Raw genomic sequence first — 14,932 nt, forward strand, 5'->3', positions numbered from 1 at the left:
CCCCCCAGTTTCTTCCTGGAGGACCAGGGGGCAAGAATTGTATCTGCGTGTAAATAGAGGGGACGCCTTTTTAAGCTTGTCCGCTATCCGCGTTTTCGTCTTTTCCCACGTTTTCTTCAGCAGCAGGCTTTGTTTTTTTTGCTTTGGCAGGGGACTCTTCTGCTGGTCCAGGTTCTGGTTGCGGAGCTGGAGGTTGTTGCGGAGCTTGAGCTTGAGGAGGAGCCGCCGGTGTAGGTTTAGGCGGGGTTTTAGGCTGGGCTGCGGCTGCAGCCTGTTCTTCTGCTTCGCGTTTTTTCTTATATTCGTCAATAATTTCACCGACGCTGGTTTTAACATCCTTGAAAAGCTTACCCGCAAAGGAGCTCAATTCTTTAAAATCCGGTAGCTTTGATTTGAAATCACCCATGATTTACTCCGTGCTGACAGTTTAATTTCTTTATTCGTTAAGTATATACAACTATATGGGAAAAAAACCTGAATGGGAATCTAATGACGGAATTTAGCAAAAAATTCCCTGCGTGCGCGGAGAGGACAAGGAATAAGCAGGGATAGTACAACAACAATTTGCCTTTCTCATTTACAGGAGAAGCAAGCCTGTTGTAGAGGAAATGATAGATAAAATTAATTGCCTGGCTACCATTGAGAACCGACCGCGTCGAGAGGGACGAAAAGGGGTTGTTGATTTAATTTTTAATATAGCGTTGTTGCCCCGCGCCTGATTGACTCCAGTCATTATTGTCTGAAAAAGTTGTATCAACAACGAACCGACTTGCCCAATCATCTCGGACAACACGCTTTTGATTCAGTAGTTTTTGAAAAAAATAATTGGAAGATTGTTCTTTCATTGTTGCATTAATGGGCCCTAACTGGGGTTGATATTTTTTCCTAAATTCTGCAAGGCGACTTTCTAAAAAATTAACAGTCTCTACTTTCTTGGCCGGAGGCAACCAATCATCGGGAATTTTAGAAACTAGCAGCATCAGGTCATTTCTTTCGATATGGAATAATTTAATAAGTGCCCGCTTTCTATGTTCGGGAGTAAGGTTATCAAATAAATGTTTATATCGCTGATTATAGTGAGTGACGTTATCTACTAGAAAAACTTTAAGATAAGTATGGTTGAGGGAGTCATCATCACATAAGGTTGAAATCCCTTGGGGAAATTCTTTATCTTGCTGTTTTAATTGAAAAAAATGCAAATAAAATTTTAATTTTTCAGAAGATAAAACCTGAGTTCCACCATCATGCTTCGTGAGCCTGACTTTGTCTCCTGTCTGTTTTTTACCGATGTTATCGAAAACCCATCCACTCAGATCAATATCTGACAGGATTGCTGCGGCTAATTCAAGTTCTGCTAGGCCGTCTAGATCAGAGGGTAAGCTCGGAGTTTCCGGAGAATTATCGTTGAAACGAAGACCTTGCCAATTCTTAATCATTTTACTGATAAGAACAGCATCGTTTGCTGATGATCCCAAATAAGTTTTGGGAGTAGAAATCCCCATTAACCTATAAAAGCCCAGGGCAAGAAATTCATCAACCACTTTTTCTTTTGTTAAAGGCAAGGTAACTTGAGGCCCATTAAGCCAATATACCTGTTCTACATTTTTGAATCTGGATTTAATAAAAAAGAATCTCACAACAACTCCATTTGTAACTCAGTAGCCGCAGTGCTGTATCCGCGGCTACTATTTTCTTTTTTCTTTAGGCTAAGCCCATCGATGCAGCAATTTCATCGCCGGTTGCATCAGTTTGTCAAGGAGAGAGCGTTTGCCGTGAATTGCAATCTTAAATGCATTGTAGTTTTCCATTTTTTCAGTGATGTAATCATCACTGGTTTTCAAACTATCCACCAGTCTTAAATCATAGGCATCTTTGGCTATCCAATGTTCACCAGTCGCTACCTTTTCGATATCCAATTGCTGACGATGGCCAAGCACATAATCTCTAAAAGCGCGATGAATTTTTTCCAATTCTTCCTGGAATTTTTCACGCCCTTTTTCCGTATTTTCAGCAAAAAGAGTGAGTGTGCGTTTGTATTCACCGGCGGTTAATAATTCGAAATCGATATTATTTTTCTTCAACCAACGGTGAAAGTTAGGTAATTGAGCAACAACGCCAATGGAGCCCACAATAGCAAAAGGAGCAGCAATAATCCGGTTGGCAACGCAAGCCATTAAATAACCGCCGCTAGCAGCAATTTTATCAATGCACACGGTCAATGGTATTTTTTTATCGCGTATACGTTGTAATTGGGAAGCGGCTAATCCATAGCCATTCACTGCACCGCCAGGGCTTTCAAGACGAACAACAATCTCATCTTTCTCTTGAGCTATTGCAAGAACAGCAGTGATAACATCGCGAAACTCATTCACTTGCGACGCTTTTATATCACCCTGGAAATCAATCACATACAGCGATGATTTTTCTTCTTTATTTTTATTCTTCTTTTTCTTCTCAGGTTTTTTATTTTTTATTTCATGCGCCATTCGCTGTTGAATTTCATCATACTGCTTATTGAGCGAGGTGATTTCCAGTTTATGTTTCGATTTGGAACCACGGCTTAGTGCTAAAATACCAGCCAGCGTGAGTAGTATTGCGATGACCAATGTGAGGCTTTTTAAAACAAATAAACCGTATTGCATCAGGAAATCCATCATATACCTTAATTAAATTTTATAAAGCAATGATTATCACCATGACCGCTCTGTAGTGCAAGTCTTGTCGACTTCTTTTGAAACTCTACTGCATTGGCGCATCGCTTCGTCGAACCGGTGCTCGAATCCTCATGTACTGACGTGTACACTGCGGTTCTGCGCGCCGTCTCTCCTCGCGCTGCTCTCACTGCAGCGAGTTTCGCAAGAAGTCTATTTTTATACGCTACTGCATTGGTGCATCGCTTCGTCGAACCGGTGCTCGAATCCTCATGTATTGACGTGTACACTGCGGTCTGGGCGCCGTCTCTCCTCGCGCTGCTCTCACTGCAGCGAGTTTCGCAAGACGTCTACTCTTGATTTGCTCTTGCCAGAACAAGCAAATATAGATAGGCTGCCCTTTTTAATTAATGAAATCCTGCATGCTCGACGTTCAATCCCTCACTTTTGACTATCAGGATAAGCCTTTGTTACAGAAGGTCCAATTTTCTGTAGCTGCAGGACAATTACTGCATTTGCGGGGCAATAATGGTGCAGGAAAAACAACATTGCTCAAATTATTGACAGGATTGCTTCAGCCCCATGAGGGGGAAATTCGTTACGATGGACAAGCGATCATGACGGATCTTGCGGCTTACCAACAAAAGCTTTGTTATGTTGGGCATAAAGGAGGGATTAATCCTTTACTTACTATCAAAGAAAATTGTTTTTTTGATATGCATTGGGGTAGACGTACCCTCAGTTTTGACCATCTATTAGCAGGCTTTGGTTTACAAGGGTTTGGTGATGAACTGGTTTATCATCTCTCCGCGGGGCAAAGAAGGCGGGTTGGATTATTACGCATAGCAATGACTGATGCGAAATTATGGTTGCTGGATGAGCCTTTGGTCGCTTTAGATAAAGAAGCCATTTCTACCTTGATAACTTGCCTTGAAAGCCATCTTGCCCAGGGTGGGCAGGTTATTTTGACTTCACACCAGAATTTGCCATTAAACCGGACGAGTTATCAGGAGTATTCTCTGTGATGATGAGTCTGTTAACCCTCTTTCGCCGCCAATTCCGCCGAGAAATGCTCATTCATCTTCGCCAACCACGACTTTTGTTTCAGGCGGCCTTATTCTTTTTAATGGTGGCTGTTTTTTTTCCATTAACCATGCCACCCGACATCATTCTCTTACGTACCGTCGCACCAGGATTAGTATGGATAGCAATGTTACTGGCTATGTTGTTAGCTTCAGTGGGGCTTTTTCAACAGGATTATGAAGACGGTGTTGTGGAACAATGGTTGATTTCTGGTTACCCCCTAAGCGTGATTGTGGGAGCAAAAATTTTAGTGCATTGGTTACTTAACCTGATACCCATGCTTATTTTTTGTCCATTGTTAGCTTTATTGTTTAATTTGACTGCCTATGAAACAACCATTTTGCTGTGTAGTTTGATTGTCGGTACACCGGCCATTCTTTTTCTATGTGCTCTGGCTGCTGCATTTAGTGCGGGCATGCAGCAAAAAGGAGTGTTGATGGCATTGATCTTATTGCCTCTTACTATCCCGGTAATGGTTTTTGGCAGTGGTAGTTTAACCGCGGTGATGCAAGGATTGCCTGTACTGGGCTATTTAGCAATCTTGCTGGCTTTATCCATTCTTGCGGTTGGTTTTTTACCTTTTGCGATTGCAGCGGTGATTCGTATTAGCCTTGCTGAGTAATGCATGGTAAAATTTTTGTTTTTTTCTGATTCAATTATTCCCTATGTGGAAATTTTTATACCAACTGGCGTCGCCAAAGGCATTTTATGAGCTGACACGATCATGGCTACGTTGTCTGGGTGCCGGTGCTTTACTTTTTCTTTTACTTGGTATGATCTGGGGTTTGGTTTTTGCACCACCGGATTATCAGCAAGGTGATGCTTTCCGTATTATCTATGTGCATGTTCCGACAGCTTTTTTATCGATGGCAATTTATGGCTGGATGGGATTTTTGGCAGTGCTTTTGCTGGTCTGGCGCATTAAAATGGCTGGTTTAATGTTAGGAATTGCTGCCCAAACAGGGGCCATTATGGCTTTTCTGGCGCTAGTGACGGGCAGTATCTGGGGTAAGCCCATGTGGGGAACATGGTGGATTTGGGATGCGCGGTTGACCTCTGAACTTATTTTACTGCTTTTATATTTGGCGATTTTAGCGACTGGAACGGCTTTTCAGAATAAAGAGCAGGGCGATAAAATCGTCGCTATTTTGACGTTGGTTGGTTTAGTAGATTTGCCCATTATTCATTATTCTGTTTATTGGTGGAATACCTTGCATCAAGGCGCAACTTTATCTGTTTTTGCCAAACCAAAAATCGCGAGTACTATGCTTTATCCTTTATTATTGACGCTGGCTGGTTTTTCTTTTTATTGCCTGTGGGTTATGTTACATAAGGCTCGAAATGAGGTTGTTCTGCGTGAGCGCCGGCAGCAGTGGGTAAAGAACCTGGTGGAGAGAGAAGAGTTATGACTCAGTTTATGCACTGGCTTGCCATGGGAGGCTATTCTTCCTACATATGGTCTGCGTATGGTCTGGTAGTCGTCGTTTTGGCAATGAATACTGTTGGCCTGAGACTACAACGCGCCCGTGCCCGCAAATTATTACAACAATGGTTTAAGAGACAGTCTTCATGAATGCTGTACGTAAGCGTAAAATGTTCCTGCTTTTATTTATCATTTCTATTCTCGCGCTAGTGACGGGTTTAGTGCTCTATGCATTGCGCCAGAACATCAGTTTATTTTATACCCCAACTCAGATTGTTAATGGAGAGGCTTCCAGTAAACATACAATTCGTTTAGGTGGTATGGTGGTAAAAGGCAGTATTGTACGGGCAAGCAAGGGGTTGGCGGTTCAATTTAAGCTCACTGATTTCAAGCAAACAGTGACTGTCAATTATGAAGGTATTTTACCCGATCTATTCCGTGAAGAGCAGGGAATTGTCGCGCTTGGTGAGCTCAGCACAGATGGGCAATTCAAAGCACAGGAAGTATTAGCGAAACACGATGCCAATTATATGCCTCCGGAGGTTAAAGATGCCTTGGCTAAAGCGGCTCAACAAGGAGAAAAGAAAAGCGCATGATTGCTGAAATTGGTTTATTTTCTCTAATATTGGCGTTGCTATTTGCTTTTTTGCTGGCGATTATTCCTGCCTGGGGGCTTGTGCGAAACAAAACAGACTGGGTTGCTGCCGCACCGCTTTATGCATCTGGGCAATTTGTTTTTATAGCCTTTGCCTATTGCTGTCTTACGGCTTGTTTTCTGAGTGATGATTTTTCTGTGACTTATGTACTCACTAACTCCAGTATTTCACTCCCCTGGTTTTATAAATTATGCGCGGTCTGGGGCGGACATGAAGGGTCGATGCTACTGTGGGTTGCCATATTAAGTGTATGGATGCTGGCAGTTAGTTTTTTTAGTTCCGCTTTGGATTCGGCAATGCGTGCACGGGTTTTAGTAGTGCTAGGCTGGCTTAGTATTGGATTCATCCTTTTCCTGCTTTCAACCTCTAATCCCTTCACACGGCAATTTCAATTATTAGAGACAGAAGGGCGTGATCTGAATCCTTTGTTGCAAGATCCCGGATTTTTATTTCATCCACCAATGCTCTATATGGGTTATGTCGGTTTTTCGGTTGCGTTTGCTTTTGCGATTGCTGCACTTTGGGTGGGGCGTGTTGAGGCGTCTTGGGCAAAATGGACCAGACCATGGACTTTAGCTGCCTGGTGCTGTCTCACTGCTGGAATCACTCTGGGTAGTTGGTGGGCTTATCGTGAATTAGGTTGGGGCGGTTGGTGGTTTTGGGATCCCGTTGAAAATGCCTCTTTTATGCCTTGGCTCGTTGGTACCGCTTTATTGCATTCACTCGCAGTCAGTGAACAACGACAGCAATTTAAGGCTTGGACTTTATTACTGGCTATTACTGCTTTTTCACTTAGCCTGGTAGGCACTTTTTTAGTTCGCTCAGGCGTATTAACGTCGGTCCATGCGTTTGCTGTTGATCCTCAGAGAGGTCTTTATATTCTATGCTTCTTATTAGTCGTGATTGGTGGCTCGTTAACCTTATTTGCATTGCGGGCACAGACTTTACAGCGCCGTGATAATCCTTCACCGCTTTCGCGTGAGAGTGCATTACTGCTGAATAATGTCTTTCTGGCAGTTATGATGCTGACTGTATTAATGGGGACTGTGTATCCGTTACTCATTGACGGGCTTGGTTTGGGTAAGCTGTCCGTTGGGGCGCCTTATTTTAATTCAGTGTTTGTTCCATTGATGATTCCTTTAGTGATCCTCATGGGAATTGGCGTTCATTTAAACTGGCAGCGAGACAGTTGGCAAAAACTAGGGACTAAATTGCGGCTTGTTTTTTTTGCCAGTCTTCTGTTACCCCTGGGTTTACAGTTTGCTTTAACCGGACGTATTGATGGTTATGCACTCTTGGGGTTAATACTTGCTTTCTGGGTGGTATTGAGCACAGTAAAACTGATTCATATTCGTAGCAAGCAGCGAGGGTTAAGAAATCTGGGTCAGGCTTTTTGGGGAATGGTTCTTGCTCATTGCGGTGTTGCCGCGACAGTAATTGGTATTGCGGTATCGAATTCTTATGGCATTCAAGATGATGTAAAAATGGCGCCCGGTGAGTCTGTATCACTGGCAGGTTATACAATTAAGTTTTTGCGGGAAATTCCTTTAGAAGGTGCAAATTATCACGGCACACAAGCGCACTTTGCGATTAGGCACAAGGATAAAGGCACGGTTATCTATCCTGAAAAACGTATTTACAATGTTGGGCAAATGGCAATGACTGAGGCAGCTATTGACGTGAATCCCTTTCGTGATATTTATGTTGCCTTGGGTGAGCCTCTTGATGATAAAGCCTGGTCGGTACGTTTGTATTACAAGCCTTTTGTGCGCTGGATCTGGGGGGGCGGTTTTATGATTTTGGCAGGGGGATTACTTGCCCTGGCGGATCGTCGTTATTACCAGAAACGCCAGAAGCTCGCTAATCAGATACAAGAGGTTGCGGTATGAAAGCACTGTATTGGCGGTTAATTCCTTTAGCAGTTTTTAGTCTGCTGGTCGTTTTTCTCTGGCGTGGTTTAAGTTTGGAACCACAGACTCTTCCTTCTGTACAGATAGGGAAAATGTTACCTGAATTTCAATTATCAACCTTGGGTAAAGAGCAAGTATTCACCCCACAATCGATGCACGGACGCATAGCTTTATTAAATGTGTGGGCGAGTTGGTGTGCTGCTTGTACGGATGAACAGGTATTTTTGTTACGGCTTGCTCGTGAAGGGGTGCCAATTTATGGCTTGAATTACAAGGATAGCAGCGAAAATGCTAAACGATGGCTTGCAGAATGGGGCAATCCTTATCAGGTGATTGGGGAAGACAAAACAGGGAAAGTAGCTATGGATCTGGGTGTTTATGGGGCTCCTGAGACTTTCCTTATTGATAAGAAGGGTATTATTCGTTACCGCCATGTTGGTATTCTGGACGAAAAAACCTGGCAAGCTGATTTCTTGCCGCTTATGAAAACGTTGCAGGGTGAAGCATGATGAGATTGACAGCTTGTTTAAGCCTGCTCCTGGTTTCCTTGTTTTTCTCTACTGGGTATGCGAATACCCTTTATCCTTTGGAAACACCGAAACAGGAAGCGCAATTTTTACATTTATTAAAAGAGCTGCGTTGTTTGGTTTGTCAAAATCAGGATTTGGCTGACTCCCATGCAAGTCTCGCCAAAGATTTGCGTAGGCAAGTGTATGAGTTGGTTAAAGAGGGAAAAAGTGACAGCGAAATTATTAGTTATTTAACTGCCCGCTATGGTGATTTTATTTTATTTAAACCACCAGTTAAGCTCTTGACGGTATTATTATGGTTTGGTCCTGCATTGTTTCTTTTGCTGGGATTATTAATTTTTTGGCGTACTTGTTTGAAGCGAACGACAAATGAATGAATGGTGGCTTCCGCTGTGTTTTATCACCCTGGTTCTGCTGGCATTGCCAGTGGCCTTATACCCATTGCGTAAAACGAAGTGGTTTGCTGCTGTTTTGGCGCCAATAGTAATTATTGGGGTAGCTGCTGCCTACTGGCGATGGGGTGCGTGGTCTACCTGGCAACATTATAGGCAGGAAACAGAAAGGCAGCGCCGAGTCGAAGCGGTTCTTCAGACTATCAAAAGCCCGACGGAGTTAGTTGATCGATTAAAGGCGCGTTTACAAGCCAATCCTGACAGTGCACGCGGATGGTACTTATTGGGTAGGCTTTATGTCAGCCAAGGACAATGGCAAATAGCGTCTGAAGCATTTGCCAAGGCCCATCAACTCGCTCCCAACGATACAGCTACCACCGTCAATTATGGACAAAGCCTTTGGCAGTTAAATCAACAGCGTTTTGATGAGCCGATTAGAGCTTTATTTACTAATTTGCTGCGGCAAGATCCTGACCAACCCGATGCCTTAGCCATGTTAGCGATGGACTCATTCATGAATCATCATTATCAGCAAGCCATTAACTATTGGCAGCATTTATTGAAATTGGCTCCTGAGCAATCAGAAGAAGCGCAAATGATTCGCAAAGCCATTGCCAAAGCCCAGCAACAGCTTCAAGAATGATTGAAGACTTTTCTTTATAGTCGTTTTTCGTCTACACTCAAATTCAGGTTCAATGTATTGCCAATGATTTCAAGGAGAGAAAATGAACAGTCGAGTTTATCAAATTGTTGAACTGGTAGGCACATCGGAAGAGGGTATTGAAGAAGCAATCAATAATGCTGTGGCTCAAGCAGCAAAAATGCATGGTAAACTGGATTGGTATGAAGTCGTGGAAACACGTGGCTTTATTGAAGGAAGTAAAGCCAAATATTACCAGGTTCATTTGAAAATAGGTTGCCACGCACACTAGGGTTTTTTGTTTCATTGAGGTGATCAAATAGCATTTTATCTCCACCCAATATCAGGATGAAAAGTCTGTTTCATTGTTGGGTCAAAATGACCCAACCTACTTTGCTAAACAAGTGTAGCCTTGATGCAGCGTAGCGAAATCAAGGTTTATTTATCTCAATGTTTGTATCATAAGCGTGGGCATATTCACTGTTTAATTTTGGAGAGTGAATACCTTGATTACGCTACGCTGCATCAAGGCTACTAGACGGTATGACAAAAATATAGCGAAGCGCTCACATGTCACACTAATTCGACATAGTTGCGCAGGGCTTTTAGAAAGTATATGCCATAATGGTTGAGTTTATGTTGGCCTACCCCGGAAATATTCAATAAATCTTCCATCGTTTGCGGTCTCTCACGCACCATTTCATGTAAAGTTGTATCGCTAAAAATCATGAAAGGTGGTTTATTTTCTTCATCGGCTAATTGGCGGCGCAGGGCACGCAATGTTTCAAACAGTGGATGATGCGTGGCAGTGAGAAGATTGCGTGCTTTTGTTTTAGCTGTTTTATTTTTCGCATCAACATTCACGAGAGCAAGAGAAACTTTTTCTTCTCCTTTTAATAGGGCGATAGCCTTTTTAGACAGGCGCAACACATTGAACTGGTTCAGATCCTGATAACAATAATCCCGATGAATCAATTGCCATGCTAATTGTTTCCAGTAAGCAATTGATTTGTCCTTGCCAATGCCATAGGTGCTTAAAAGATGATGTCCTGATTTTTCGATTTTTTCGGAATTCTGACCGCGCAATACTTCAATAGTATGGGTTAAACCATAACTTTGGCGTAATCTGTAAATACAGGAAAGCAATTTTTGCGCATCTTCAGTTGCATCGACAGTTTGGGGCGGATTATCGCAGACATCGCAATTACCGCAGGCTTGATCACTTGTTTCAGCGAAATAACGCAATAAAATTTGCCGACGACAATGAGTTGCTTCGGCAAAGGCCAGCATATGGTTCAATTTAGACGTTTCTACCCGTTGCTGGGCCTCGTTGTTGCCTGTAGCAATCCAGCCCCGTAATCTGGCACTATCTGCAGGATCGTAGAGAAGCAGGGCTTGTGCAGCCAGGCCGTCGCGGCCAGCTCTGCCAGTTTCTTGATAGTAGCTTTCTATATTTTTGGGCAAATCGTAGTGCACGACAAAACGCACATTGGACTTATCAATACCCATACCAAAAGCAAGTGTTGCGACGACAATCTCAACGCGATCGTGGCGAAATAAAGATTGTACTTCTCGGCGCTCACTATGAGACAAACCAGCGTGATAGGCTTTGGCACTGTAACCCGCTTCTTGCAATTTCGCTGTAAGGCGTTCCACCCCGTTGCGAGTACCGCAGTAGATAATGCCTGATTGTTGTTTTTGTGTTTGTAAAAATTGGTTTAACTGTTTTAGGGGATTATTTTTGGCAAGCACAAGATAGTGGATATTAGGGCGATCGAAAGAAGCAATAAATTGTTTCGGATTGTAATTCAGTTTAACAATAATATCCTGCCGTGTTTGTTGATCAGCGGTTGCTGTCAGCGCAATGACAGGCACTTCAGGGAAATGGTGTTTCAATAAACCCAACGCGGCATATTCAGGACGAAAATCGTGCCCCCACTGAGAGATACAATGGGCCTCATCAATAGCAAACAAAGCGATAGGGCAGTCTTGTAACCGTTCAAGAAAAACCTGGCTTAGCAAGCGCTCAGGGGCAATATAGAGTAAATCGAGTTCGTTATTGTGTAATTGCGCCAATACCTGCCTTGCCTCATTGCTGCTCAATGACGAGTTATAATAAGCGGCGCGAATTCCCTGTAATTTTAGGGCTGCAACCTGATCTTCCATGAGCGCAATAAGTGGAGAGACGACAACCCCGACTCCCGCACGTACTAACGCTGGAACCTGGTAGCAGAGCGATTTACCACCACCGGTCGGCATAAGTACAAGTAAATCATTACCCGCAATTAGTTCGTTAATAATTTCTTCTTGAGGATGGCGAAAAGCGTCAAAACCAAAATAATTTTTTAAGACATGAGCAGCCTTTGCCTGTTTAATATCAAAATTTGTGGTGGTCTCCATGTGATTTTTCTTGTTTTTTATTTCACGGACGCCAAAAATTGGCAATAATAACATCTTTATCGAACTGTCATAAGGTTGTTTGGTCTTTGAATTGATTTCACGTTTAACTAAGGATGGGCTATGGATTTTAAATTCAGTGAAGAGCATCTCGCTTTTCGTGATATGGCTGCAGAATTTGCGCGCAATAAATTAGCGCCCAATGCAGCGAATTGGGATGAACATAGTTTTTTCCCGGTTGAAACCTTGCGAGAAGCGGCAGGCCTCGGCATGGCCGGAATTGTCTCTGCTGAAGATATTGGGGGCTCTAATCTCAAACGGCTTGATGCGGCTCTTATTTTTGAACAATTAGCGACTGGTTGTATCACGACCAGTGCGTATCTTTCTATCCACAATATGGTGACCTCTTTGGTTGATCGTTATGCCGATGAAGCTTTACGCAGGACCTGGGGGCCACGTCTGACTGCCATGACCGCTTTAGCTAGCTATTGTTTGACTGAACCTGAGTCTGGTTCTGACGCAGCTTCATTAAAGAGCCGTGCAGTTTTAGAAGGTGATCATTATGTTTTAAATGGTGCTAAAGCGTTTATTTCCGGCGGCAGTGTCAGTGATGTCTATTTATGTATGGTAAGAACAGGTGATGAATCCCATCACGGGATCTCCTGTTTATTAATAGAGAAAAATACACCGGGGTTGAGTTTCGGTAAGTTGGAAAGGAAAATGGGATGGTGCAGTCAGCCTACCTGTATGGTGTATTTTGAGGATTGCCGTGTCCCTGTGGCTAATCGGGTCGGTGCTGAGGGGATGGGTTTTAAAATTGCGTTATCAGCATTAAATGGAGGCAGGGTTAATATTGCTTCCTGTTCTTTAGGAGGGGCAATTGCCTGTTTGCGTTTAACTCAAAACTATTTAAATGAGCGTAAGCAATTTGGTAAATCTTTAAACCAGATGCAAGCGTTGCGTTTTTATTTTGCTGATATGTTGACGGATTTTGAGGCTGCCCGTTTAATGGTGTACCGCGCTGCTGATGCTCTGGATAAAGAAGATCCCCATGCGCCCATGTATTGTGCAATGGCTAAGCGTCTAGCGACTGATATTGCTTTTCGTATTAGTGACAAAGCAATGCAGCTGCATGGAGGTTATGGTTACTTACACGATTATCAGATTGAGCGCATTTTCCGTGACCTCAGGGTGCATCAGATCCTCGAGGGTACGAATGAAATCATGCGCGAAATTATTGCTAAAGCAAGTTTGGATGAAGAGTATTTTATTGATTAACAGGAGTTTCTAAATGAATTTAATTGCCCAAGAATTGGATAGCAACGGTATCTTGACCCTTACTTTAAATCGTCCGGAAAAATTGAATGCTCTAAGCAGTGATGTCTTGCATGCTTTGGCTGAAATTTTTGCCTCGGCAAAAGAAAACAAAAAAGTCAAAGCATTGCTTTTAACCGGAACAGGGAAAGCCTTTTGTGCGGGTGCGGATATCTCCCGCCTGGCAGAGTGTAATGCACAAAGTGGCTATCAATTTGCCTGTGAGGGGCAACATGTCTTTAGACAATTGGAAACCTTGGGCAAACCTTCCCTGGCCGCAATCAACGGTTTTGCATTTGGTGGTGGTTGTGAATTGGCAATCGCAGCAACGATGCGGGTTGCAGCGACTACAGCACAGTTCGGTCAGCCGGAAGTAAAACTGGGAGTTATCCCGGGTTATGGCGGGACACAGCGTTTGGCAAGGCTGATAGGTAAAGGACGTGCGATAGATCTGTGTTTAACGGGCCGTTTTATCAATGCAGAAACAGCGCTCAATTGGGGACTGGTCAGTGAAGTCTTTGCACCCGACGTATTGATAGAGGAAAGCAAACGAATTCTAACGGGCATTCTAGCAATGGCTCCTTTAGCTATTGCCAGTGTCATGGAAGTGATTGATCATGGCTATGACTTGTCTTTGACTGATGCACTGCATTTAGAAGCAGTTCATTTTGCCAAGGTTTGCGCCAGTGAAGACAAACAAGAGGGTGTAGCTGCTTTTTTGGCAAAACGACAGGCAAAATTCAAAGGAGCGTAGTATGACAGCGGATATTGCTTTTGCTCGTGAGCGGCATATTGGTCTAGTGACCTTAAATCGCCCCAACGCGTTAAATGCGTTAACTCTGGAGATGATCAAAGCCTTACAGCAGCAGCTGGAACTGTGGCAGAGCGACGATGATATTCATGCGGTGATTGTTCAGGCTGAAGGCGAAAAAGCATTTTGTGCTGGAGGTGATGTACGCTGGCTTTATGACGCAGGTCTTAACAAAGATCCTGGGCAAATGCAGTTTTTTTGGCATGAATATCGGTTAAATCACTATATTCACGGCTATAGCAAGCCCTATATTTCCTTGATGAATGGGATCACCATGGGAGGGGGGGTTGGCATTTCTTTGCACGGTTCCTACCCGATTGCCAGTGAACGGTTTGTTTTTGCCATGCCTGAAACGGGGATAGGTTTTTTCCCCGATATCGCTGCCAGTTATTTACTGGCTCGTTGTCCAGGAAATTTCGGGGTTTATCTGGGTTTAACAGGGGAGCGTTTAAATGCGCAGGAGGCACTTGCGTTGGGTTTGGTGAAGCAAGTGATTCGTTCAGATAAATTGCAAGATGTTCTAATGAGTCTTATTGCTGCTGATTTATCACACAATGCTTCTCAAGCGGTTGCTAATTGCCTGCAGCAATTTGCTATGCCTGCTGAGCCAGCTGTGTTTGAGAAGAAGCAAGCCATTATTGATCAATGTTTCGCGCAGGACAGTGTAGAAAAAATCTTTGCTTCATTGCAGCAAAGTGGTGATGACTGGGCTCTTCAGACTTTAGATCATTTACAGCAAAAAGCCCCTTTAAGTCTTAAGGTGACTCTGGCACAAATTCACAAAGCAAAGAACCTGTCGATGGCCGAATGCATTAAGATGGATTATTGCCTGGTTGGTCAATTTATGCGTGATCCGGATTTTTACGAAGGGGTAAGAGCTTTATTGGTCGATAAAGATAAAGCACCACGCTGGCAACCCGAAACGCTGGCTCTGGTTAGTGCCACCAAAGTTAATGATTACTTTGTCTGTAAAGGGGAAGTGCTTTCATTAATCAATGAATAACGAGTCAGGATAAGTTCTGATTGCTCGCGGAACGTAGGGAAGGACTACTTGCGGTGTTCTGTGCACCGCATCCAAAACACCCTTTGTTTTAATTCCTCTCTTTCTTGTGCTGACAAGAGAGG

General features: G+C 43.4%; 17 protein-coding genes. 13 read left to right on the forward strand and 4 right to left on the reverse strand.

Annotated features, from left to right (window positions below):
- Positions 1-70: 70 nt before the first annotated feature.
- From ACN4Z1_RS05495 to sohB, 3 genes are all read right to left on the reverse strand, one after another.
- Positions 71-406, reverse strand: a complete 336-nt coding sequence (locus tag ACN4Z1_RS05495; protein WP_419386322.1) for a hypothetical protein — start codon at positions 404-406, stop codon at positions 71-73.
- A 277-nt stretch (positions 407-683) separates the two neighbouring features.
- Positions 684-1,637, reverse strand: coding sequence for a hypothetical protein (locus tag ACN4Z1_RS05500; RefSeq protein ID WP_228364344.1), 954 nt, complete (start codon positions 1,635-1,637; stop codon positions 684-686).
- A gap of 69 nt (positions 1,638-1,706) precedes the next feature.
- A complete protein-coding gene (gene sohB, locus ACN4Z1_RS05505; protein ID WP_419386333.1) occupies positions 1,707-2,654 on the reverse strand; it encodes a protease SohB in 948 nt (315 codons plus the stop codon).
- 419 nt (positions 2,655-3,073) lie between these two features.
- On the opposite strand from sohB, the gene ccmA reads away from it, so the two are divergent.
- From ccmA to ACN4Z1_RS05555, 10 genes are all read left to right on the forward strand, one after another.
- Positions 3,074-3,676, forward strand: a complete 603-nt coding sequence (gene ccmA, locus ACN4Z1_RS05510; RefSeq protein ID WP_228364343.1) for a cytochrome c biogenesis heme-transporting ATPase CcmA — start codon at positions 3,074-3,076, stop codon at positions 3,674-3,676.
- Positions 3,676-4,356 carry a heme exporter protein CcmB gene (gene ccmB, locus ACN4Z1_RS05515; protein ID WP_228364342.1) on the forward strand — a complete coding sequence of 227 codons (681 nt, stop codon included), beginning with the start codon at positions 3,676-3,678 and terminating at the stop codon, positions 4,354-4,356. Before ccmA ends, ccmB begins: the two co-directional genes overlap by 1 nt.
- Before the next feature lie 43 nt (positions 4,357-4,399).
- Positions 4,400-5,143: a heme ABC transporter permease CcmC gene (ccmC, locus tag ACN4Z1_RS05520; protein ID WP_370634595.1), complete on the forward strand. Its 744-nt coding sequence runs from the start codon at positions 4,400-4,402 to the stop codon at positions 5,141-5,143.
- Positions 5,140-5,307, forward strand: coding sequence for a heme exporter protein CcmD (gene ccmD / locus ACN4Z1_RS05525; RefSeq protein ID WP_115220930.1), 168 nt, complete (start codon positions 5,140-5,142; stop codon positions 5,305-5,307). Before ccmC ends, ccmD begins: the two co-directional genes overlap by 4 nt.
- Complete coding sequence (gene ccmE / locus ACN4Z1_RS05530) at positions 5,304-5,753, forward strand: cytochrome c maturation protein CcmE (protein WP_228364340.1); 450 nt, start codon at positions 5,304-5,306, stop codon at positions 5,751-5,753. Before ccmD ends, ccmE begins: the two co-directional genes overlap by 4 nt.
- Positions 5,750-7,702 (forward strand): heme lyase CcmF/NrfE family subunit, encoded by a 1,953-nt coding sequence (locus tag ACN4Z1_RS05535; RefSeq protein ID WP_419388038.1) that lies wholly within the window; start codon positions 5,750-5,752, stop codon positions 7,700-7,702. The genes ccmE and ACN4Z1_RS05535 overlap by 4 nt, the downstream gene beginning before the upstream one ends.
- Positions 7,699-8,232, forward strand: coding sequence for a DsbE family thiol:disulfide interchange protein (locus tag ACN4Z1_RS05540; RefSeq protein WP_115220932.1), 534 nt, complete (start codon positions 7,699-7,701; stop codon positions 8,230-8,232). The genes ACN4Z1_RS05535 and ACN4Z1_RS05540 overlap by 4 nt, the downstream gene beginning before the upstream one ends.
- Positions 8,232-8,630 carry a cytochrome c-type biogenesis protein gene (locus tag ACN4Z1_RS05545; protein WP_370634627.1) on the forward strand — a complete coding sequence of 133 codons (399 nt, stop codon included), beginning with the start codon at positions 8,232-8,234 and terminating at the stop codon, positions 8,628-8,630. The genes ACN4Z1_RS05540 and ACN4Z1_RS05545 overlap by 1 nt, the downstream gene beginning before the upstream one ends.
- Positions 8,623-9,288, forward strand: a complete 666-nt coding sequence (locus ACN4Z1_RS05550) for a tetratricopeptide repeat protein (RefSeq protein WP_115220934.1) — start codon at positions 8,623-8,625, stop codon at positions 9,286-9,288. Before ACN4Z1_RS05545 ends, ACN4Z1_RS05550 begins: the two co-directional genes overlap by 8 nt.
- An 82-nt stretch (positions 9,289-9,370) precedes the next feature.
- Complete coding sequence (locus ACN4Z1_RS05555; RefSeq protein WP_058443593.1) at positions 9,371-9,577, forward strand: dodecin; 207 nt, start codon at positions 9,371-9,373, stop codon at positions 9,575-9,577.
- A 281-nt stretch (positions 9,578-9,858) separates the two neighbouring features.
- On the opposite strand, the gene recQ is transcribed toward ACN4Z1_RS05555, so the two are convergent.
- Positions 9,859-11,685, reverse strand: coding sequence for a DNA helicase RecQ (recQ, locus tag ACN4Z1_RS05560; protein WP_419388037.1), 1,827 nt, complete (start codon positions 11,683-11,685; stop codon positions 9,859-9,861).
- 120 nt (positions 11,686-11,805) lie between these two features.
- On the opposite strand from recQ, the gene ACN4Z1_RS05565 reads away from it, so the two are divergent.
- From ACN4Z1_RS05565 to ACN4Z1_RS05575, 3 genes are read left to right on the forward strand one after another with little or no spacing between them, the layout of a single operon-like run.
- On the forward strand, positions 11,806-12,960 hold the full coding sequence (locus ACN4Z1_RS05565) for an acyl-CoA dehydrogenase family protein (protein WP_419388036.1): 1,155 nt from the start codon (positions 11,806-11,808) through the stop codon (positions 12,958-12,960).
- 13 nt (positions 12,961-12,973) lie between these two features.
- Positions 12,974-13,750, forward strand: coding sequence for an enoyl-CoA hydratase/isomerase family protein (locus tag ACN4Z1_RS05570; protein WP_419388035.1), 777 nt, complete (start codon positions 12,974-12,976; stop codon positions 13,748-13,750).
- Position 13,751: 1 nt separating this feature from the next.
- The gene (locus tag ACN4Z1_RS05575) at positions 13,752-14,810 is read left to right on the forward strand and encodes an enoyl-CoA hydratase/isomerase family protein (RefSeq protein ID WP_419388034.1); all 1,059 of its coding nucleotides are present in this window, start codon (positions 13,752-13,754) and stop codon (positions 14,808-14,810) included.
- Positions 14,811-14,932: the final 122 nt, after the last annotated feature.

Source organism: Legionella sp. ST3F1 (genome assembly GCF_048553315.1).
In the GTDB taxonomy this organism is placed as follows: domain Bacteria; phylum Pseudomonadota; class Gammaproteobacteria; order Legionellales; family Legionellaceae; genus Tatlockia; species Tatlockia donaldsonii.

Coding starts and splice junctions, on each gene's coding strand:
- ACN4Z1_RS05495 (WP_419386322.1), bottom strand. CDS start 406: ATGGGTGATTTCAAATCAAAGCTACCGGATTTTAAAGAATTGAGCTCC.
- sohB (WP_419386333.1), bottom strand. CDS start 2,654: ATGGATTTCCTGATGCAATACGGTTTATTTGTTTTAAAAAGCCTCACA.
- ccmA (WP_228364343.1), top strand. CDS start 3,074: ATGCTCGACGTTCAATCCCTCACTTTTGACTATCAGGATAAGCCTTTG.
- ccmB (WP_228364342.1), top strand. CDS start 3,676: ATGATGAGTCTGTTAACCCTCTTTCGCCGCCAATTCCGCCGAGAAATG.
- ccmC (WP_370634595.1), top strand. CDS start 4,400: ATGTGGAAATTTTTATACCAACTGGCGTCGCCAAAGGCATTTTATGAG.
- ccmD (WP_115220930.1), top strand. CDS start 5,140: ATGACTCAGTTTATGCACTGGCTTGCCATGGGAGGCTATTCTTCCTAC.
- ccmE (WP_228364340.1), top strand. CDS start 5,304: ATGAATGCTGTACGTAAGCGTAAAATGTTCCTGCTTTTATTTATCATT.
- ACN4Z1_RS05535 (WP_419388038.1), top strand. CDS start 5,750: ATGATTGCTGAAATTGGTTTATTTTCTCTAATATTGGCGTTGCTATTT.
- ACN4Z1_RS05540 (WP_115220932.1), top strand. CDS start 7,699: ATGAAAGCACTGTATTGGCGGTTAATTCCTTTAGCAGTTTTTAGTCTG.
- ACN4Z1_RS05545 (WP_370634627.1), top strand. CDS start 8,232: ATGAGATTGACAGCTTGTTTAAGCCTGCTCCTGGTTTCCTTGTTTTTC.
- ACN4Z1_RS05550 (WP_115220934.1), top strand. CDS start 8,623: ATGAATGAATGGTGGCTTCCGCTGTGTTTTATCACCCTGGTTCTGCTG.
- ACN4Z1_RS05555 (WP_058443593.1), top strand. CDS start 9,371: ATGAACAGTCGAGTTTATCAAATTGTTGAACTGGTAGGCACATCGGAA.
- recQ (WP_419388037.1), bottom strand. CDS start 11,685: ATGGAGACCACCACAAATTTTGATATTAAACAGGCAAAGGCTGCTCAT.
- ACN4Z1_RS05565 (WP_419388036.1), top strand. CDS start 11,806: ATGGATTTTAAATTCAGTGAAGAGCATCTCGCTTTTCGTGATATGGCT.
- ACN4Z1_RS05570 (WP_419388035.1), top strand. CDS start 12,974: ATGAATTTAATTGCCCAAGAATTGGATAGCAACGGTATCTTGACCCTT.
- ACN4Z1_RS05575 (WP_419388034.1), top strand. CDS start 13,752: ATGACAGCGGATATTGCTTTTGCTCGTGAGCGGCATATTGGTCTAGTG.